This is a genomic window from Prevotella sp. MGM2, from assembly GCF_002933955.1.
Classification (GTDB): Bacteria; Bacteroidota; Bacteroidia; order Bacteroidales; family Bacteroidaceae; genus Alloprevotella.
Window position 1 is genome coordinate 1 of sequence record NZ_BEWW01000029.1, and the last position, 17,394, is coordinate 17,394.

General features: G+C 51.9%; 25 protein-coding genes. 4 read left to right on the forward strand and 21 right to left on the reverse strand.

The features are described 5' to 3' along the window. Window positions 1-138 precede the first annotated feature (138 nt). The 3 genes from C5S62_RS00590 to C5S62_RS00600 are packed head-to-tail and all read left to right on the forward strand — an operon-like array spanning window position 139 to window position 1,438. Complete coding sequence (locus tag C5S62_RS00590; RefSeq protein WP_104403612.1) at window positions 139-351, forward strand: hypothetical protein; 213 nt, start codon at window positions 139-141, stop codon at window positions 349-351. Window positions 352-363: 12 nt separating this feature from the next. Then, window positions 364-834: a phage virion morphogenesis protein gene (locus C5S62_RS00595; RefSeq protein ID WP_104403613.1), complete on the forward strand. Its 471-nt coding sequence runs from the start codon at window positions 364-366 to the stop codon at window positions 832-834. Window position 835: 1 nt separating this feature from the next. Further along, window positions 836-1,438, forward strand: coding sequence for a hypothetical protein (locus C5S62_RS00600; RefSeq protein WP_133159436.1), 603 nt, complete (start codon window positions 836-838; stop codon window positions 1,436-1,438). A 44-nt stretch (window positions 1,439-1,482) separates the two neighbouring features. Here the strand turns inward: C5S62_RS00600 and C5S62_RS00605 are convergent, their stop codons facing one another. From C5S62_RS00605 to C5S62_RS00675, 16 genes are all read right to left on the reverse strand, one after another. Then, window positions 1,483-1,731 carry a hypothetical protein gene (locus C5S62_RS00605; RefSeq protein ID WP_104403615.1) on the reverse strand — a complete coding sequence of 83 codons (249 nt, stop codon included), beginning with the start codon at window positions 1,729-1,731 and terminating at the stop codon, window positions 1,483-1,485. Window positions 1,732-1,819: 88 nt separating this feature from the next. Then, complete coding sequence (locus C5S62_RS00610; protein WP_104403616.1) at window positions 1,820-2,038, reverse strand: hypothetical protein; 219 nt, start codon at window positions 2,036-2,038, stop codon at window positions 1,820-1,822. Between the two features lie 4 nt (window positions 2,039-2,042). After that, on the reverse strand, window positions 2,043-2,555 hold the full coding sequence (locus C5S62_RS00615; RefSeq protein ID WP_104403617.1) for a host-nuclease inhibitor Gam family protein: 513 nt from the start codon (window positions 2,553-2,555) through the stop codon (window positions 2,043-2,045). Between the two features lie 37 nt (window positions 2,556-2,592). Further along, complete coding sequence (locus C5S62_RS14015) at window positions 2,593-2,724, reverse strand: hypothetical protein (RefSeq protein WP_255400122.1); 132 nt, start codon at window positions 2,722-2,724, stop codon at window positions 2,593-2,595. Further along, entirely contained in the window at window positions 2,717-2,983 is a 267-nt protein-coding gene (locus C5S62_RS00620; RefSeq protein ID WP_104403618.1) for a hypothetical protein, read from the reverse strand. The genes C5S62_RS14015 and C5S62_RS00620 overlap by 8 nt, the downstream gene beginning before the upstream one ends. A 22-nt stretch (window positions 2,984-3,005) precedes the next feature. Beyond that, entirely contained in the window at window positions 3,006-3,173 is a 168-nt protein-coding gene (locus C5S62_RS13425) for a hypothetical protein (RefSeq protein ID WP_168189997.1), read from the reverse strand. After that, window positions 3,170-3,559: a hypothetical protein gene (locus tag C5S62_RS00625; RefSeq protein ID WP_104403619.1), complete on the reverse strand. Its 390-nt coding sequence runs from the start codon at window positions 3,557-3,559 to the stop codon at window positions 3,170-3,172. Before C5S62_RS00625 ends, C5S62_RS13425 begins: the two co-directional genes overlap by 4 nt. Continuing rightward, window positions 3,556-3,849 carry a hypothetical protein gene (locus C5S62_RS00630; RefSeq protein WP_104403620.1) on the reverse strand — a complete coding sequence of 98 codons (294 nt, stop codon included), beginning with the start codon at window positions 3,847-3,849 and terminating at the stop codon, window positions 3,556-3,558. Before C5S62_RS00630 ends, C5S62_RS00625 begins: the two co-directional genes overlap by 4 nt. 2 nt (window positions 3,850-3,851) lie before the next feature. Next, window positions 3,852-4,082 (reverse strand): hypothetical protein, encoded by a 231-nt coding sequence (locus C5S62_RS00635; RefSeq protein WP_133159437.1) that lies wholly within the window; start codon window positions 4,080-4,082, stop codon window positions 3,852-3,854. 7 nt (window positions 4,083-4,089) lie between these two features. Continuing rightward, on the reverse strand, window positions 4,090-4,557 hold the full coding sequence (locus C5S62_RS00640; RefSeq protein WP_104403622.1) for a hypothetical protein: 468 nt from the start codon (window positions 4,555-4,557) through the stop codon (window positions 4,090-4,092). Window positions 4,558-4,569: 12 nt separating this feature from the next. Next, the gene (locus C5S62_RS00645; protein WP_104403623.1) at window positions 4,570-5,223 is read right to left on the reverse strand and encodes an ATP-binding protein; all 654 of its coding nucleotides are present in this window, start codon (window positions 5,221-5,223) and stop codon (window positions 4,570-4,572) included. A 25-nt stretch (window positions 5,224-5,248) separates the two neighbouring features. Next, window positions 5,249-6,103, reverse strand: coding sequence for an ATP-binding protein (locus C5S62_RS00650; RefSeq protein WP_104403624.1), 855 nt, complete (start codon window positions 6,101-6,103; stop codon window positions 5,249-5,251). Between the two features lie 31 nt (window positions 6,104-6,134). Further along, a complete protein-coding gene (locus C5S62_RS00655) occupies window positions 6,135-8,141 on the reverse strand; it encodes a hypothetical protein (RefSeq protein WP_104403625.1) in 2,007 nt (668 codons plus the stop codon). A 453-nt stretch (window positions 8,142-8,594) separates the two neighbouring features. After that, on the reverse strand, window positions 8,595-8,990 hold the full coding sequence (locus tag C5S62_RS00665) for a hypothetical protein (RefSeq protein ID WP_104403627.1): 396 nt from the start codon (window positions 8,988-8,990) through the stop codon (window positions 8,595-8,597). Further along, entirely contained in the window at window positions 8,990-9,214 is a 225-nt protein-coding gene (locus C5S62_RS00670; protein ID WP_104403628.1) for a hypothetical protein, read from the reverse strand. Before C5S62_RS00670 ends, C5S62_RS00665 begins: the two co-directional genes overlap by 1 nt. Next, entirely contained in the window at window positions 9,208-9,621 is a 414-nt protein-coding gene (locus C5S62_RS00675) for a hypothetical protein (RefSeq protein WP_104403629.1), read from the reverse strand. Before C5S62_RS00675 ends, C5S62_RS00670 begins: the two co-directional genes overlap by 7 nt. 149 nt (window positions 9,622-9,770) lie before the next feature. On the opposite strand from C5S62_RS00675, the gene C5S62_RS00680 reads away from it, so the two are divergent. Then, window positions 9,771-10,277 carry a hypothetical protein gene (locus C5S62_RS00680; RefSeq protein ID WP_104403630.1) on the forward strand — a complete coding sequence of 169 codons (507 nt, stop codon included), beginning with the start codon at window positions 9,771-9,773 and terminating at the stop codon, window positions 10,275-10,277. Window positions 10,278-11,068: 791 nt separating this feature from the next. Here C5S62_RS00680 and C5S62_RS00685 read toward each other — a convergent pair. From C5S62_RS00685 to C5S62_RS00705, 5 genes are all read right to left on the reverse strand, one after another. Next, window positions 11,069-12,550, reverse strand: coding sequence for a bifunctional UDP-sugar hydrolase/5'-nucleotidase (locus tag C5S62_RS00685; RefSeq protein ID WP_172486142.1), 1,482 nt, complete (start codon window positions 12,548-12,550; stop codon window positions 11,069-11,071). Next, on the reverse strand, window positions 12,547-13,035 hold the full coding sequence (locus C5S62_RS00690; protein ID WP_104403632.1) for a dihydrofolate reductase: 489 nt from the start codon (window positions 13,033-13,035) through the stop codon (window positions 12,547-12,549). Before C5S62_RS00690 ends, C5S62_RS00685 begins: the two co-directional genes overlap by 4 nt. Before the next feature lie 148 nt (window positions 13,036-13,183). Next, entirely contained in the window at window positions 13,184-13,978 is a 795-nt protein-coding gene (locus C5S62_RS00695) for a thymidylate synthase (protein ID WP_104403633.1), read from the reverse strand. A gap of 80 nt (window positions 13,979-14,058) precedes the next feature. Beyond that, entirely contained in the window at window positions 14,059-16,149 is a 2,091-nt protein-coding gene (locus tag C5S62_RS00700; protein WP_104403634.1) for a DNA topoisomerase 3, read from the reverse strand. Between the two features lie 59 nt (window positions 16,150-16,208). After that, the gene (locus C5S62_RS00705) at window positions 16,209-16,988 is read right to left on the reverse strand and encodes an ABC transporter ATP-binding protein (RefSeq protein ID WP_104403635.1); all 780 of its coding nucleotides are present in this window, start codon (window positions 16,986-16,988) and stop codon (window positions 16,209-16,211) included. Window positions 16,989-17,394 lie beyond the last annotated feature (406 nt).

Here is a 17,394-nt window from a genome sequence, read left to right on the forward strand (position 1 = left end):
GATGTATAGACATAAAAAAAGCCCGCAGCGCGGGCAGGTTGCCGCCTCCTCGAAAGAACCCACAGCGGCCTCCTATGGGATTGCAAAGATAGACATTCTTTTTCATACAACAAAATAAACCCCAACACTTTCAACAAAATGGACGAAAAAATTACAGTTACAGCCGAGTTCTCGCAGACCGATGTCGCCGCAGCCCTTATGTGTCTCGGCGAGGAATTGACCCCGGAGAGATGGGAGCAGGTCAAGGCCGCTCCCTCAAAGATAGATTTTCAGAAGATAGAGGACAAGTCCGACCGTATGCAGGTCAAACTCGGCCTTATCTCCCTGCTGTTTCTGAATCTCGCCGATTAGATCCGCGCCGCCATGCCACGCAACATTTACGACGATATTCTGAGCGATGCCCGCGTGAAGCTCACGGAGCTGTTCAAGGACAATTTCCGGCAGCAGGGTTTCTTCGGCGAGAAGTGGGTGGCGACAAAGGCGAGCAAGACAAACAAACGCGGACGCGGCTCTATCCTTATCGTTACCGGGGCGATGCGACGCTCCATCCGTTCGATGATCCGGGGAATGGCCGTGGTCTTCACCTCCGACCGACCATATACAGCCCTGCACAACGAGGGCGGCAATTTCGCCGTTACCGTCCGCTCCCACTCGCGCACGTCTAAGAAGACCGGGAACACATACACCGTGCGCTCACATTCCCGGCAGATGAATATGCCGCAACGCCAGTTCATAGGCGACCACGAAAAGGTGCAGCAAGCCCTCGGCGACATTGTTTTCAAACGGCTGCAGGAGTTCTCGCAACGCCTTGCCGATGACTTTAACCGACATTGATATGAGATTACGCATTTTTACCGATTTAGAGGCGCGTCTGTCGCGTGTCCGTCTCGTGGATGACAAATATATCTACTGCCGACCTAAACGCGACCCTGACGCAAAATTACCGGGAGTTCCGGCCATTAACCATGTCGGCCTGTGGAACGAGAATACGGCACGTCTCACGCAGATGCGTCCGTTCAACCCGCCGGGAATCTTCGTGGAGTTTCTCCCGGTGCTGTGGTCGCCGCTCTCTCGTGGAGCGGTGCATGGCGATATGACGGTGAGGCTGCATTTCGTAACGGCCACGCTCGCGCAGACCGACACGCCTTACCGCGACGAGGCTCTGCGCCGCTTCCGGCTGATCCGCGCCGTCAAACTCGCCTTGAACGGCTTTTCGGGTGGCGCGGATGAACAGGGACGCAGTTTCTCGCAGTTCCAATATTCCGGCTCGGACACCGACCATAACCATGAGCAGATATGCGAGGATTTGGAGGAGTGGCGAACCCACTGCATAGACTGTTCGGCCTCCGTCGATGACGGCTACATTCTCACACCGCGCAATGTTACCCTTGACACAGGCGACATCTTCGCCGACGCTTTCTCCGAGGAGATGGTATAGACACAACACCGCCCGCAGTTTCGGTTCTGCGGGCGGTGTCGCTTTCATTCCCCCATGTCTATGTCGTCGAATAGGGAGGGCTGTGTGTCGCGGGGCTTGTCGGAGAATCCCTCCAGCCCACGCCGAAGATAGCTGAGGAACGTGTGGTAACACATCGGATAGACAGGGTACACAAAATGCCTCCACACCTGTTTGTAGCATTTCGCAAGGTTGCCCTCCTCGTAATGCTCGCGGGTGATGTCGCAGACGTGCTGTATGCGCAGGAGTGTATTTTTGTGAGGTTTTGTCGCCATGTTAAGAATTTAACCGCTATCTTTGCAACACGTTCCACGGTGTTGCCCGTTGTCAAGCGATTTATCCTTGCGGCGGGCGCGCTTCTTTTCATGGCCTTGCTTTCTTTTTGTCGTAAGGCTCGACCGTTACGAACCCCTCGATATGTTTACTCACTAATCCCGAACCGCCGCATACCGGGCAGATTTCTTTATGTCTGCCTGTGTGGTTTCCGGCTTTGTCGAATTCCTCGACTATCGCCATACCCTCGGCCTTGCAGTTGCGGCACACCTCTATGGTGTCGCGGGCAAACTCCGTGCGCTTTCCCATAAGGCTATCCCTCCGATTTGGGTTCTACAAAGAATGTCTCGTCCTGCACCACGTCGATGCAGCAGGCTTCCATCACTACCTTGCACTCGTCAAGGTCGCGCTCGGCAAGGAGTTTGTCCTTTGCCACCTCCTCGACCATGCGCACGTAGTTCTTGCCTTTGATTTTGAGCAGTTCGAGAATCCCTGCCCACGTCATGCCCTTGCGGGCTTTCAGCTTGGGATTGCCTGTGCGGAAGCCGAGGATGCCGTGCGTGGTCTCCATGCTCTTGCGCTTGGTGAACAGTTCCTCGCGGTTCTCTACCGCGAACACCTGCATTTTCTCGAATGCGGCCTTTTTCTCCGCGTCGAGTTCGGCCAGTCGGTCGGCGTAGTCCTCGCGGATTTCCACGAGTTTGCCGTCCATTTCGGCGGTGAGTGATCGCTGCTTTGCGTCGGCGTCGGCGTATGCTCTGAAAGCCTCCTCCATCGCCTCGCGGCTTACGCCGCTGATGATTGTTTTCTTTTCTCTTTTTGCCATTTGTCTGTTGTTTTAATGGTGATTAAATGATGGGTGATTATCCCTTTGATATTTTGATTTGTCCGGCGCGGAACGAGTTGATTCTATCCTTGCGCTCTTTATCGTTTTTTGCGCTGAAATACATTGCTTTGTAAGCATTGCATACTGCTTCGAATCGCTCTTTATCCATTTCCGTCGTTTTTCGTGTTTAGAGGATTGTTTTGCAGCTCTGTCACGATAGCGTTAGCCATTTTTACAGCGACTTCCGCAACTTCCGCATAGGTAGGTCTGTCGCTTTCCCGGTTGGTAAGATACAGCCCCATGCAGTAGGTTGCCACATTTTGGGCTGCGTCCATGCGGTAGCGTTCCCAGTCTACTTTGTTCTGATCTGCCATTTTGCGGTTCATCGCTATCACCGCGTCCATGTACTGCTTTTCGATTACTGTCATATTATTTTTTTATTGATGGTTGTTATTCTTCTTCGCAGTCAAAGTCGGGCAGGTAATCGGCGAGTTCTGCCTTTTCGTGCGCCCAGTCCGAAAGCCACCGCATAAGGGCTGCGTATTCGGCCATCTCAAGGCTGCTCGTTACCTCGGTGATGTGTGAGGTTATCTCGTTTTCAAGTGCTTTGCGGCTCATTCGTTGATGTATGTAAATTCACCATTCAGCACTTTTACAGGCTCGCCGACCCCCATTACCCACACGCCGTTGTTGCCGTTGTTTCCCGGAGGTGTCGGAATTACCTCATGGATACTGTCCGGCGTGAGATTGGCGAATTGTGATCCTACTGCCCGACAGCAGGTGATTCGGATTTTCCGCGTTTTTTTCATGCCGGGGCAGCTAAACAGTTTTTTGCGGGAGCGTTCCTGCACGGTAATATGGTTGAAATGATACATTTTCCCGGTCAGTCCGCAAGCGGTGCAACGGTAAGTGTCGTATGTGGAGCGGCCATTGTCTCCGCCTAATGTCGTGAGGTTGGTTTTCTCCCATTGGTGGCCTCCCTCGTTCATGTGTACCTCTATCATGTCTCCGGGTTTAAGTCTTGTGGAATTATATATTGGCAGTCTGATGTGTATATTTTGGTTGAAGCGGTGATTTTATCTGCGTCCGGCTCTTCCCTGCGGGTGCTGTCTATGCCAATCTCCTTGAATTTAGCGGCAACAGTCTGCAAGGATGCTTTTGTATATACCCCGGCAAAGCCGTATCGGGTATAATAGGTCGTTACCGTCTTGCCTTTGGTAACCTTGATGTAGACCGTGATATGGCCGACACCTTTCACCTGCTTGTTGAGGTTCTCTTTTTTCTTCTCTGGCATAATTATAAATCTTTGAATTGTTCGTCGAGTATCTGCTCCCAGTCTTTGTTTAAGCCTATGGCTTGGCAAAGTCGCACATTCAGAATGAAATTCTTAAAATGTTCTATTAGACACGCTTTCTGAATATGGAGTGCGGCAATTGCCTCGTCGTATTCCACGACCCCGACCACGTGGCCGTCATTGCCCATACAGGTTTTGGTGCGCTCTTTTAGATGTTCTATTGCTGTACTCATGCCTGTATCAGTTCAGAAGATTGTTATCCGTGCCAAACCGCGCTTCGTATGCTATCTTCTCGGCCACCTCGTTCACGCTCTTTGCATCTTTTTGCTTGCGCAGGAACATATTGTAGATGGTGGTGAGCCGTTCAAGAGAGATTTTGTTGAAATTGTCGGTCTTTGCCGCTTGACACGCCACGCCTTTTATGTAGTTTATCCCCTCGTCGCCTTTGCCGATCATGCGCAGCCAACCTCCGATGGCCGCTATCACGCGCTTGCGCATCTTGTCTGTTTTAGCATCCTCCGGGTTCAGTATCTCGTTGAGGTGGTCGCAGAGTTCCAAGAGTTCCGCGTTTGTAAGATCCTTGCTGCTCTCCACGCCGTAGCCGGATATAAGAGCCAGTTTCATGTCCGCGTCCATGTTGAGCCGGGCGCAGAGCGTGTGGAATTTTTTAAGCAGCCACTTCTGCTGTTGTGCCGTAACTGTTGCCATAATATCTCGTTTTTATTGGTTGGTCTCCTTGTCTATTATTTGAGCGTAGTATTTGGCCGCACCCTCCGGCCATATCACAAACTCCTCGCCGCCTCCCTCCGCGGTGGCAAAGCGGGTCGTGGGGTATGCCTTGAAACCCTCCACGCGGATCTTCACCTCGGCCAGTTTGCGGACGTGCCGCGCCACCGCCGGATAGGGCTTGCCGTTTTCCTCGTGGGCGATGAAGATGAAAAGTTTGTCGGGGAATTCGTCCATAAGCGAGGCAAAGGTGCTGCGCGTGAACCCCACAAGCGCGGTTATGGAATCTATCACCACAACCTGCGGACTTTTGCGCTTGCGCAGCCTCTCGCGCAATGCCGGGATCTGTTCCTTTGAGTAGACCACAACCTTGTTGCCGACCTCGGCCATGTTCGCGTCTAACCAAGAGTTTTTGAATGATAGCGACAAGCCCTGTTCGATGGTGTCGTAGGCGGCTTTGTCTACAAACTGCGTCAGATAGGCAAGAAGCGAGAGCGCGAAATGGGTCTTGCCGCTGCCGCTCTCCCCGAAGATGATCCACGCGCCGCGCAGTTCCGGCTTCCCGAATGTGGCGAGCCACTCCCCGGTGAAGTCGGCGACCTTGAAATTCGCGTCGCACACGTTGCGGTTGCTTAATGCCTTTGCCATTGTTTAATTGGTGTTTGACCGGGGTTTAACCCTCGGCTGATTTCAGTTTGAGGGCGCACACAAGGCGTTTTACGCGCCGCAGGTCGTTGTCGGCATCGTCAATGATACGTTCTATCTCCCGGCGGTCTTCAAGGCCGTTGGCGGTGCATACGGCCTTTATGTCGCCCCGGTTCACAACAGGCATCGGTATGAATTTGCGGCCTATGCGTGAGTATATCTCCTTGTAGCCTTTGCGGTTGTTCACCACTCCGCGCTCTATCCGCTTTTTGAGGTATTGCGTGGCGCAGAGGACGATTCCCACGGTATCTTCCAGTTTGTTGTATATGGTGATGAAGAAGTGCAGCACCTGGTCGGAGAGTTTGTCGGCCTCGTCCAACACTATCAGAACCCCCTCTCGGCGTTTGAGCTGCCGTATGGCCTCGCGCATCATGTCGGCCACCGTCGAGCCGCCGGGTTCTGTGCCGAGGCTCTGCAGCAGTTCCCCGAGAAACTCCTTGCGGTTCCAATATTCGGAGCAGCTCAACGCTATCACGTTTCTGTTGCTCCCGGCATATACCTTTATCGCCTGACTTTTGCCGCAGCCCGCGTCGCCTGTAACGGCCATCACGAGCGAGTGCCGCTGCGCGTCGGTCAGCACCTGTGTCATGCGCCTGTAACCCTCGGTCTCTATCACGACCCAGTTGCGCGGGTCATAGCCGATTTGGTTGCCTACCGTGCGCCACATGTCGTCGGAGATTAGATCCCAGTTGCCGTTGAGTATCTGGCTCACGGTGGCCGCGCTCACGCCACGCAGGGATTTGGCGGCGGCGTTTTGGCTCTCCTTGCTGTCTACATACGTCCGCAGTTTGGCGGCTATGGCTTCTTTTTCTGTCTGTTTCATTTCCTATATTAGTTTTATGATTATCCGTTAATCAATAGAGGTCGCGTGTCGATTCGGCTATGCCCGCGCCCGCGCTTTCCTCGTATGCGGTCTCCTCGGTTACGTCTGTGTATTCGAGGCGGTATTGGCTCTTGCGGTCTTTGTTCTGTCCCCGGCTGTCGGTGAGTATGCCTGTTATGTATGGGTTGCCGAGGTCGGGGTGGCGCAACAGGCTCTCACGCGCTATCTCGGTGGCTTGCCTGTCGTATTCTATCACGGTGCGTTTCAGTTCGTCGTTGAAGTCCTTTACCTTTTGCAGTTCCTCCGCGTCTCCGGGACGGCGGTCGGCAAGTGCCATCGGCTGCAGGTGCTTTTCTTTTAGCAGTATGCGGATGTCCCCCTCGTCGCTCACGGCCAAGACCTCTTGCATATTGTCGGGGTCATATTTGATGCTCCACCGCAGGTGTGCGTATTTTCTGAATTCGAGGTCGAAGCTGTCGTATGTCCTGCGCTCTCCGAGAAGCCGGACGTTGAGGCCGCTGCCCTCCAATGTGTTCTTGTAGCCTGTCTCCTGCCCGAAGTTCAGCAGGTAGCTTTCAATCGGCATCGGCAGAAGTCGGTCGGCGGGTATGCGGCTGAATCCGGCCACATATTCCTCGCGCTTGGCGGCGCGTTCCGATTCGATGATCCATTCTATCTGCGCCCTTACCCCGGCCTCGTCGGGTATCTGCCCCTTGTGCGCGTTGAGCCATTCCATATTGGGCTGGCTCTCCTTGCGGGAGGTTATGCCGTAGCCGCTCCAGTTGCCGGAGCATTTTTTAGCGTATTTGTGGTTGAGCCGTCTGAAATACGGCTCTATCGGCTTGGCCTTTGCGTTGCCTACCTGTGCCGGGGTTACATATTCGGCCATGCCATAGGTCGGCAGCATGATTTTGATTTGATAGTTGTCGCTCTGTATCTGCACAGGCCGCAGACGTTGGCCGAAAAGCTGCGCCGTGTGGTTCGTCGCATCGCGGAGCGCGGCTTTTATCAGTTCCGGGCTTTCTTGATAGCCTGTGGCGTAGCCTATCGGGTATTTGTTGAAAGGATCGAGTACCACTACCACCGTCATGCGGTTGCAGTATGTGGTACGACCGCCGCGCTTCCCCTCGGTGCGCTTTTTGTAGTATAGCTCCACCGTCCATCCGTCGAGCGACCAGAACAGCATCGGCGCGGTCGGTGCAAAGCGTTTGTTCTGCATTCCGTAGCGGTTCATATATTCCTTTGCTCCGTGCCGTCCGGCGTTCACAAGCCATCCGAGTTTCTGCAGCCATACCAACATCGTCCGGCGCGTCACTTTCGGCCATCCGAAAGCCTCGCATACCGTATTGTAGTAGTCGGCCACCTCCTGTCCGTCGAGGTTGGTATGATGCTCCAAGAATTTGGTGAGCCATGCCACCTGCTCCGGGGTCGCAACCCTCGCGGCGTTCTTGTTGCGGAACTTACCCGAAATCAACACCTCGTAATTGGGCTGGCCTCCTCTGAAATATTCTTGATATTTGCGCTGTAGCACTCGCGGGTTCTCCGGGAGGCTGTGCGGGTAGATGTCGGCCACGCGGGGCAGGTGCGCCGCCACCGCAGCCCAAAAGTCGCTCATCTTTACCCGGCGGCTTTTGCCGACTTTTTTCTGTTCGGCCTCGGCTTCCATGAGTTTCACACGGCAAGCGTTGAGTATGGAGGCTGAGTTGGTGTAGAGCATCCGTTTCTCGTCGCTCAGTCCCCGCGCTCCCTCGATGCTCACTCCCTCGTAGTAAGTGGCGGCTCTCTGGTCTATCACGATTATGTCGATGAATGCCCGCGCCTTTGCCTGTGCCTCAGTCGCGGCGTGTCGGCGTTTTGCCTCGGTGCGATATTCAGCAGACAGTCGGTTTATATCATAGAGCGCGGAGACACCGTTGCAGCCACGCCTCACGCGAAGATCCTTATCACGTTGGCAAGCGTGCATCAATGCCGCGTTTGTCATAATGCCGTCGGTAAGTTCGGCGTGTGTTGCGCAAAGAATGCCGTCGCAATACTCCATAATTTTTTGTAATTTTGTAGTCGTTAATTCTTTAATCGCTCTTTATGAAAAAGCCCGCTATCATCAAGCCGTGGGAGATTGCCTTTTGCGTAATCTATTATGGACGATACTCACTGTTTCAGAATCGACCGTTAGTCCACGAGACTCTAAAAAACATAGCACATCTTCAAGACTGCGAGTATTACGCACCTGCGATACCTGCCATTCTTTCTGAATCTGTCGCCAAAGGCTTAAAAGACGGTTCAGAATTGTGGGTTGAAGATTACTTCTTCCGTTCCGGAGAGAAGCCGCCAATGCCTCGATATATGTTCGCCCGTCTGATTGCTTCTGTTTTTCAGCGGTATGGACAAAATACCGATATGCCATTCTGCGTCTGTCAACGGGGGATAGCAGAGATGCGAGCTCTTGGGCAGTGCACATGGCCTTTGGAGGATTGTAATACTTGACCATACCTCAGAGCGACATCGCCACCTCCTGTATGGCTGCTATTTCGGTTAACCTCGGGCTTTGCCATTCGCCTCTGACCTCGCCGCGCTTGTCACGTATCACCACAAGCCCGGTGTCGAAGCATCCCTCCAACGTCGCTCCGTTCTCAAAAGACTGCACCATGTAGCGGTGCATCTTTTCGTCAGCGTCTCGGCGGTTGGTGATATAGATTGTGTCGAATTCCGGCGCGATTACCATTTGCGGGTTGCCGCGCTCTATCGCTGCCTTGCGGATGCGCTTGTGTATGTCATTACTTTTGCGGTATTTTACCGCTTCCCACACGGTTACGCCTGAGCAGCCGATCATCTTCTGCAGATACTTGCGTTCCTCCGGGGTGATTACGATGATTCTTTTACGTTCCATTATTTTTTGAGTTTGGTGATTTGGTTTCCTATGCTTGTTATCTGTTCCTCCAAGATTCCGAGGGCGTGGCAGACCGTGCCATATACCCGGCTGTCGGCAAACTCCTTTTCGGTCTGCAAGCGAGCCTCTATGAAATTGGCCACGGCCTCTATATCGTTGTGTGCCTGTATCAAGGGGCGTTTAACCCCTTGTAGGGCTTCTATGATTTCCTCTTTTGTCAGCATTTGCCGTAATATTCTGCGACGTGTGCCAGACTTTCCAATTCCCGGATTATCTCCTGCTCCGCTTCAAGATTGAGCAGATGTGCGAGATTTGCCATTGGGTTGGTGCTGTTCCGTGTGAGGCTTCCTCTTACAAGCTCGCCGCTCTTTCGGTTGGCGATTGCAAACAGCCACGCGGTTAGATCGACATCCTCGTCCAAGCTTTTCACCACCTTTGTGAATTCGGTAAAGAAAGCGCGTCGTTTTTGAACCTTGAACATCTCCTCCGCTTGCCACTCAAAGAAGTGGAGGTAGTCGGCGTTCATCTTCTCCGATATCACCGCTATGCGGCGGTCAATGTGCCGGAGTGTGCTGGCGATTTGGTCTTTAACGACCTCTTTCGCGGTGAGTTTTACGGTGTTTTGTTCCATATTCCTTTTGCTTGATTACTGTTATGTCGCCGATTTTTTGTAAATTTGTCGGCTGTTAATTTTTTAACTCGCTGCAAAGTTAATACGCATTTGCGAATACACCAAACTTTTCAGCGAAAAATATTCGCAAATGAGAAAATTAAAGTTTTATGTCGGTTAACGAAAGATTCCAGACCATAATAGACGTCTTGTTCGGAGGGAACAAGCGAGCCTTTGCCATACATGTGGGGATAAGCCCAACTGTGGTGGAGAATGTCGTTGGGAAAAGACAGGGTAAACCATCGTTCGATCTACTTGTGAAAGTATGCTCAAATGCGAATATATCCGCAGAATGGCTCTTGTTAGGAAATGGTGAGCGGTTTAAGGATATGGTTGAATTAAGAAAAATGCCCATGTCCTTTCACTCAAATCCGAAACGGTACATTGAGGAGGGTAAAGTGGAGATTATAGATGATGAACCGTCTCAGGTTTCATCTCAATCTGATTCTACTGTAAATCAAGAACTATTTCTTAGGCTTCTAAAAGAGAAAGACGATGAAATCGGCAATAACCGCGAGGAGATCGGGAGATTAAAGGCTGAATTGGCCGAAACAAAAAAACACGCGGAAAGGCTTGCAGCTCTTGCAAACACAGATTCTACTGCGCATGTAGGGTGATAGGCTTCGCTCTGATACCGTTTAAGTTCATCCACCGCGACCGCTGACAGGCCGCTTTTTCATCGCTTTTATTTATTTTTCGCCGCTTTTAAGGCTTATAGTCTTTGTATTCTGCACAGTTTCAGTTGGTTACAGTGCTTTGTCGGCTTGGAATTACCCCGCTTTTTGTGGTATTATAGGGGGTGTTATCGTGTGAAATTGCCCGATTTTTAGCCGATTTTTGGCCGTATAGGGGTTTGAATAAGGCTTAAAATGATACCCAAGTGGCTACCCAATAGGCTATCCATCGGGCTATCCAACACAATTATTTTGATGATTTTCGGTTGAAACGATGGGTGCAACTATCGACTGAAAATATCCCGGCGCATGGCGTTCAAACGGTCTTTAATCAGTAGTCAATCGCCACTCAAATGGCCTTTAATGCACGGCGGCATACCTATTCCTCGCCACGCCACGGCCACAGGCTGCCTCACGCCTATAAATGGCCGTATTTCCGCGCATTTAGCCGCGCCACGGCCTTTCTATAATTCTACGGAACAACGACCGCTACAGGCCACCGACGCGCTACATGCAGACGAACACGCAATAAAAAAGGCCGCACTACAAGCACGACCGCACACAATCCAATTTCAATCCAACTTACTATCCAACCAACCGCTCCGAAAATCCAAGCAAAATCCAAGCAAATGTACTTTTCGTTTTTTCGGCCATTTCACGACATCGCGCCGTAACTCACTGAAACATCGCGGCTTCCGACCTCTGACCGCTCACTCAACATTGCACGTTTCGTTTTACCGCCCATAGAACGGCCGTCCGTCAGACAATTCCTGTATGGTTATTTTCTCTCCCTTAGGTTTGGTTAAATCAACAGTATAGCGCAAGCCTGCGGCCGAATCAAAATTATAGGCCGGATGCACAAGCCGCTCCCACCCTACACTGATTTTTTCAGCATCGAGACGAAACAAAAGCATGTGTTCGGAAGCATCGCTCATTCTCCGGGTCCAAATGGCATAGGAATATTCCAGATAACGCTTGATCTCTTCGCCTGTAAGACGCATCACATAAAGCTGGTTTTCATATTTATAGAGATTAAACATGTCGCTCACACGAACACTGCCAGCCGGTATCTTCGCATCAAAGGCCAAGGGAGCACAAAAAGAGATGTCTGCTCCGCTGACATCAAGTTGCAACGTATGGATAAAATCAATAAAGGGCGAAGGCCCGAAGTAAGCCTGACGGGTAGAAAGCAACGCCGTATTATGCCCGATAACCTCAGATATATAATTCATAACAGCCTTGTGAGACGGCGCAAAAGCTGCCATATAACCGGGGTCCGGTGCAAGGGCTGAAATATCTTCCACAGTTCCCTCTATGGCTGTACGTATGTTCTTTTCCCCGTTTTTCCTCACCTTTATGTTTGCCACCGCTACCTTCATGCCATGCGCGGCCGGGTTGAGCACTTTCACATCGGTACCAGTCAGGCGGTTCTTCACCGTCATAACAGCCTCACGATGGTCGTGTCCGCAGATGATCAAGTCAAAGCCTGCAACTTCACGCGCAACCCGCAAGGCGGCATTTTCCTGCAAACGGCCGGCAGCATCCGGCGAACCGGCTCCACTATGAAAAAGCCCGACAATTACGTCAGGACGTTCATTGCGCTGAATGACTGGAATCCAATGCCGGGCTGTTTCCACCATATCATCAAAGCGCATGCCGCTCCATAATTTTTCCGGTAACCACAAAGGTATGCCAGGTGTTGTCAGTCCCAACACTGCAACACGCAATCCGCCTCTCTCAATCACCGTATAAGGTTGCCAGTAAGGGCAACCGGTAGCTGTATCCACGACATTGCCGCCAAGTACAGGGCATTGACACGCAGACGCCCAGCGGTCATACACCTCATGTCCCGTTTCCACATCGTGATTTCCCACAACAACCGCATCGTAGCCTATATAATTGAGCACCGCCGCACAAACATGTGTCGAAACGGTATCGACAAAATTATAATAGTAAGTTAGCGGTTGCCCCTGAAGAATGTCACCATTGTCAAGCAAAATCACATTATCACCACCTATTTTTCTCCGCAAATCACCTATGTAGGTCTGCACCCGACTTAACCCGCCGGCGCGTGGCTGACGTTCTATATAATCATAAGACAGGAAATTGCCATGCACATCACTTGTAGCAACGATGCTGACACTGAAATCCCGCTCACGGGCGGTTGAAGCAAGAGCTGTTATGGCCATAAACAAAACGATGAGGCATTTTTTCATTTTCTTTCGTAATCGGAAAAAGTATAAGATACGGCATTTTTTTCGTCCGCTCCATAACTCTCGGAATGTACAAGCTTCCATGCCCTTTCGTCAAGGTCTGGGAAAAAGGCATCAGCTGCCGCCGGACATGCCTGTATATGCGTCAGATACAAACGGTCCGCCAATGGCAAAGCTTCAGCATAAACACTTTCACCACCGATGATAAAGACCGTCTCATCAGGAGGACATGCAGCAAGAGCCTCTTCAAGAGAAGAAAAAACTTCCGCTCCGGCAAACGCCAGATCCGTTTGTCTGGACAGCACGATATTACGCCGGTTGGGTAGCGCTCCTTTCGGCAACGATTCGAAAGTACGGCGTCCCATTATGACGGTATGTCCGGTGGTAAGGGCCTTGAAACGCCGTAAATCAGCCGACAGATGATAAAGCAATTTGTTATTATAACCTATGGCACGGTTGGCGGCCAAAGCACAAATGATATTGATCATATTCTAATTATTACTATGTAAAACAAAAAAGACTACGCCATCGAACATTGGCGGCAAATACCCGAAACCGGACAGACATCCTCAATAATACCACTTTCTTCAAACAATAAGCCGAAGTCCGGCTGGGTTTTTCAACCTTATTGGCGGACTACACTGACACTGTAGCAGCTATATGAGGCCAGGGGTCGTAATTCTCAAGAAGGAAATCATCAAAGCGGAAAGCGAAAATATCTTTCACGTCAGGGTTTATCACCATCCGCGGCAACGGACGGGGCGCACGCGAAAGCTGCTGACGAGCTTGCTCCAAATGGTTGAGATAAAGATGCGTATCGCCGGTAGTATGAATAAATTCGCCGGGAATGAGTCCACATACCTGTGCCATCATTTGCAGTAACAACGCATAGCTGGCTATGTTAAACGGTACGCCCAGAAATGTATCGGCCGAACGCTGATACAACTGCAACGACAACCGGCCGTCGGCCACATAAAACTGAAAGAGGAGGTGGCAGGGCGGAAGATTCATGCGCTTCAAATCAGCTACGTTCCAAGCTGACACGATCATACGCCGGGAATCCGGCGTTTCCTTTATCTGCCTCACCACTTCCGCTATCTGGTCGATATGGCCACCGTCATAATCGGGCCATGACCGCCATTGGTACCCATAAATATGGCCCAGTCCACCATCATCACCGGCCCACTCATTCCATATTCGTACACCGTTGTCCTGCAAGTATTTCACGTTCGTGTCGCCCCGCAGAAACCACAGCAACTCGTATATGATACTTTTAAGATGGAGCTTTTTCGTGGTAAGCAGCGGAAAGCCCTTGCTCAGGTCAAAACGCATCTGATGGCCGAAGATACTTTTAGTTCCCGTTCCAGTACGGTCTGCCTTTACAGCGCCATGGTCAATTATTTCCTGCAATAAATTCAGATATTGTCGCATAATAAAAATTAAAAATCAATCAGATTGTGAGCTATATAGCTAAAGAGAGCGGTATTTCAACGCCGGAAATCGGTCAGCAGTCAGCCTTTGAAAGGCTTCCGCCACGTGCAGCCTTCTTTCCAACGCGAACAACCGTAAGCCTCCTTGCCTTTAACGACTTTTCCCTGTCCGCATTGGGGACAGATGCTGCCGGCCCTGATAATTTTCCGGCGGGATTTTGCGGCAGAGTCCGGCTTTTCCTCCTGCATGGCGGCACGCAATTTGGGCGGAAGAATGCTCTTTGCATCCGGCGCAAGACTGACACGGCGGTTCTCATTATCGGCCAACACTTGCCGGACTATATCGCCTACCATCACTTTCAATTCCTCTATAAACTGTGGGGCACTGTACTGGCAATGTTCTATCTGCCGGAGTTTCCTCTCCCACAGCCCGGTCAGTTCGGCACTCTTGAGCAGCTCCTCCTTAATCAGTCCGATAAGTTCCACGCCTGTCTGTGTGGCCTGAAGCGCCTTCCGCTGACGATGGATGTAATTACGCCGGAAAAGGGTTTCAATGATTGCCGCCCGTGTGGAGGGGCGCCCTATGCCATTCTCCTTGAGGGCATCGCGGAGTTCTTCGTCATCCACCGTTTTCCCTGCGGTTTCCATAGCCCTCAGCAGTGTGGCCTCCGTGTATGGTTTGGGCGGTTGCGTCATTTTCTGCGCCAGATCCGGACAGTGAGGCCCGCTCTCGCCTTTCTCAAAAAGCGGCAACGCGCGTTCCTCATCGTCTTTTTTATCTTCCTCGGGGTCGGACGTACCTGCCGACAGTGCCGGACGGTCGAACACCACGCGCCATCCCGGCTCAAGTATTTGCTTACCGCTTACCTTAAACAAAACTCCGGCAACATCACCCGTAACGGTGGTCGTGGCAAAACGGCAGTCAGGGTAGAACACGGCAATGAAGCGGCGCGCCACAAGATTATAAACATTATGCTCTATATCCGTAAGGGCATTGGCAGCCACTCCGGTGGGAATGATGGCATGGTGGTCAGTCACTTTGGAGGAGTCAAACACTTTCTTGCTCTTGCGCAGTTTATCACCGCGCAAAGGTTGCAGCAAGTCTCCATAACGGGCGGAGATTCCGTTGAGAATCTGCTTGCATTTTCCATATATGTCCTCGCTCAGATAAGTAGTGTCCACACGGGGATAGGTGGTCACTTTCTTTTCATAAAGACTTTGTATGATCTGGAGGGTCTGGTCGGCCGAATAGCCGAACTTCCGGTTACATTCCACCTGCAGCGAAGTGAGATCGAAGAGACGCGGCGGCGCCTCACTGCCGTTCTTGCGCGATACGGACATGACGGTAAAAGGTGCGTCCTTGATTTTATCGAGCGCGGCGCGGCCATCTTCTTCCGAGGTAAAGCCGCGGCGCGGGGCCGAAGCGTTTTTTTTGCCTTCGGCCGGCAGTTCACCGTCATTGGGATCATCCATCACGGCCGTAAAAGTCGTATCGCGATAAACCGTTGTCAGCACCCAGTAAGGTTCCGGCCGGAAATTCTCTATTTCCTGCTGCCGCCTCACGATGAGCGCCAGTGTCGGGGTTTGCACACGTCCTATGGACAAAGGCGTACTGCCCCGCTCCTGCCGGCCATATTTAATGGTGTAAAGCCGTGTGGCGTTCATACCCAGAAGCCAGTCGCCGATGGCCCGGCACAGCCCGGCTTCATACAGTGGCTTGTATTCCTCCTGCTCTTTGAGGGTGGCAAATCCCTCGCGGATGGCCTCTTCGGTGAGTGACGATATCCACAATCGGCGGACAGGGCATCTCACTCCGGCTTTCTGCATCACCCACCGCTGGATCAGCTCACCTTCCTGACCGGCATCGCCACAATTCACTATACTGTCGGCCTGCTGCATGAGTTTCCGGATGACGGCAAACTGCCGCTCAACTCCTTTATCGCTTTTGAGGCGGATGCCAAACCGTTCGGGCACCATCGGCAACGCCCCCAAACTCCACCGCTTCCAGTCGGGACGGTAGTCTTCGGGATATTTCAATTCGCAAAGATGCCCGAAAGTCCACGTAACCTGATAGCCATTGCCCTCGATGTATCCTTCGTGGGTTTGCGTGGCTCCAAGAACATGGGCAATGTCGCGTGCGACACTCGGTTTCTCAGCGATGCAGACTATCATGTTATTTCGTGATATTTTTTAATGAAGAAAAACAATATAAATTATGACCGCAACTTCAGTCATTCCATTTCAAAACGAAGGGACGGCACGTTGAACCGCACTCCCTCGGTGTGAAAAAAACGCCCGATACAGCCATTTTCGGCCAAACGGCGCGGACTGCCTTCGGCAATACCTTCAGACGAAAGCAGCCATAGCCGCTGAACGATCTGGAATGTGAGTTCCAGATCGTGCGTAGACAGGAGAATCGTTTTGCCATGTTTTTCGGCCAAATCACACAGCAAACGCAAGATGGCCACCTTACCTGGAAAATCCAGAAATGCCGTTGGCTCATCGAGCAGTATGGCCGGTGTCTGCTGTGCCAGGGCCTTGGCTATCATCACCCGCTGCCGCTCACCGTCGCTCAGGCTGCCCACCTCGCGGTCCGCCAGACTGGCAACTCCGGTCAAGGCCAGCGCTTCGGCGGCTATCTCCCTGTCGGCCAATGACAACCGGCCGCCAAATCCCGTATAGGGCATCCGCCCCATGGCCACCACCTCGCGGGCGGTGAGGGCCTTGGTATCGACACGGGCTGTAAGCACTATCGAGACCTCACGCGCCAACTGCCGCGCAGAATAGCTGGTCAACGGACGACCACCCCACTCCACCTCACCGCCCAAAGCCGGCTGGAGAGCCACCAGTGTACGCAGCAGCGTACTCTTGCCCGTACCGTTCTTACCGACAAGAGCGGTAACAGTACCCGCCTGCAGCGTGGCCGTAAGATCCGCTGCCACAATTTTGGTGCGGCGACCGGCGGCATAACCGGTCGTAAGCTGCGAAACGCGGAGCATAGGAGTGTTCATACCCGCAAAGTTACGGTCTTTTCGTGAAAGGACAAAGCCTCCCCCCAATGAACCCGCCTACTACGGTTATCTCCCGATACGACAGCGGCGCAGACAGTCTATTTGCCCAAACGTTTCAGGAATCCGTTTCCCCCCTTTCATTATTAACATTTTTAACCTTCCGTTACATTTCAGCCGGTCCGAAATACTATTTCAGGCATTGGAATTGAAAAAGTCCGTATCGGAATTTTAACACGAATACTTGGAATTTAAATTGCAATACGGGGATTTTTAGGAAACAATACGCCCAAAAATGGCGAGGAAAGACCTTGAATACACCGAAAAAGCGGGACTTCCCGATGGAAAGACCCGCTTCGCTATTACAAAGATAATACATTTTCCGGCCGAAAGCAAATAGTGTTAAAAT

Coding starts and splice junctions, on each gene's coding strand:
- C5S62_RS00640 (WP_104403622.1), bottom strand. CDS start 4,557: ATGGCAACAGTTACGGCACAACAGCAGAAGTGGCTGCTTAAAAAATTC.
- C5S62_RS00635 (WP_133159437.1), bottom strand. CDS start 4,082: ATGAGTACAGCAATAGAACATCTAAAAGAGCGCACCAAAACCTGTATG.
- C5S62_RS00685 (WP_172486142.1), bottom strand. CDS start 12,550: ATGAAAAAATGCCTCATCGTTTTGTTTATGGCCATAACAGCTCTTGCT.
- C5S62_RS13425 (WP_168189997.1), bottom strand. CDS start 3,173: ATGAGCCGCAAAGCACTTGAAAACGAGATAACCTCACACATCACCGAG.
- C5S62_RS00620 (WP_104403618.1), bottom strand. CDS start 2,983: ATGACAGTAATCGAAAAGCAGTACATGGACGCGGTGATAGCGATGAAC.
- C5S62_RS00605 (WP_104403615.1), bottom strand. CDS start 1,731: ATGGCGACAAAACCTCACAAAAATACACTCCTGCGCATACAGCACGTC.
- C5S62_RS00590 (WP_104403612.1), top strand. CDS start 139: ATGGACGAAAAAATTACAGTTACAGCCGAGTTCTCGCAGACCGATGTC.
- C5S62_RS00600 (WP_133159436.1), top strand. CDS start 836: ATGAGATTACGCATTTTTACCGATTTAGAGGCGCGTCTGTCGCGTGTC.
- C5S62_RS00690 (WP_104403632.1), bottom strand. CDS start 13,035: ATGATCAATATCATTTGTGCTTTGGCCGCCAACCGTGCCATAGGTTAT.
- C5S62_RS00645 (WP_104403623.1), bottom strand. CDS start 5,223: ATGGCAAAGGCATTAAGCAACCGCAACGTGTGCGACGCGAATTTCAAG.
- C5S62_RS00705 (WP_104403635.1), bottom strand. CDS start 16,988: ATGAACACTCCTATGCTCCGCGTTTCGCAGCTTACGACCGGTTATGCC.
- C5S62_RS00650 (WP_104403624.1), bottom strand. CDS start 6,103: ATGAAACAGACAGAAAAAGAAGCCATAGCCGCCAAACTGCGGACGTAT.
- C5S62_RS00675 (WP_104403629.1), bottom strand. CDS start 9,621: ATGGAACAAAACACCGTAAAACTCACCGCGAAAGAGGTCGTTAAAGAC.
- C5S62_RS00655 (WP_104403625.1), bottom strand. CDS start 8,141: ATGGAGTATTGCGACGGCATTCTTTGCGCAACACACGCCGAACTTACC.
- C5S62_RS00695 (WP_104403633.1), bottom strand. CDS start 13,978: ATGCGACAATATCTGAATTTATTGCAGGAAATAATTGACCATGGCGCT.
- C5S62_RS00630 (WP_104403620.1), bottom strand. CDS start 3,849: ATGCCAGAGAAGAAAAAAGAGAACCTCAACAAGCAGGTGAAAGGTGTC.
- C5S62_RS00700 (WP_104403634.1), bottom strand. CDS start 16,149: ATGATAGTCTGCATCGCTGAGAAACCGAGTGTCGCACGCGACATTGCC.
- C5S62_RS14015 (WP_255400122.1), bottom strand. CDS start 2,724: ATGGATAAAGAGCGATTCGAAGCAGTATGCAATGCTTACAAAGCAATG.
- C5S62_RS00665 (WP_104403627.1), bottom strand. CDS start 8,990: ATGGAACGTAAAAGAATCATCGTAATCACCCCGGAGGAACGCAAGTAT.
- C5S62_RS00610 (WP_104403616.1), bottom strand. CDS start 2,038: ATGGGAAAGCGCACGGAGTTTGCCCGCGACACCATAGAGGTGTGCCGC.
- C5S62_RS00615 (WP_104403617.1), bottom strand. CDS start 2,555: ATGGCAAAAAGAGAAAAGAAAACAATCATCAGCGGCGTAAGCCGCGAG.
- C5S62_RS00670 (WP_104403628.1), bottom strand. CDS start 9,214: ATGCTGACAAAAGAGGAAATCATAGAAGCCCTACAAGGGGTTAAACGC.
- C5S62_RS00595 (WP_104403613.1), top strand. CDS start 364: ATGCCACGCAACATTTACGACGATATTCTGAGCGATGCCCGCGTGAAG.
- C5S62_RS00680 (WP_104403630.1), top strand. CDS start 9,771: ATGTCGGTTAACGAAAGATTCCAGACCATAATAGACGTCTTGTTCGGA.
- C5S62_RS00625 (WP_104403619.1), bottom strand. CDS start 3,559: ATGATAGAGGTACACATGAACGAGGGAGGCCACCAATGGGAGAAAACC.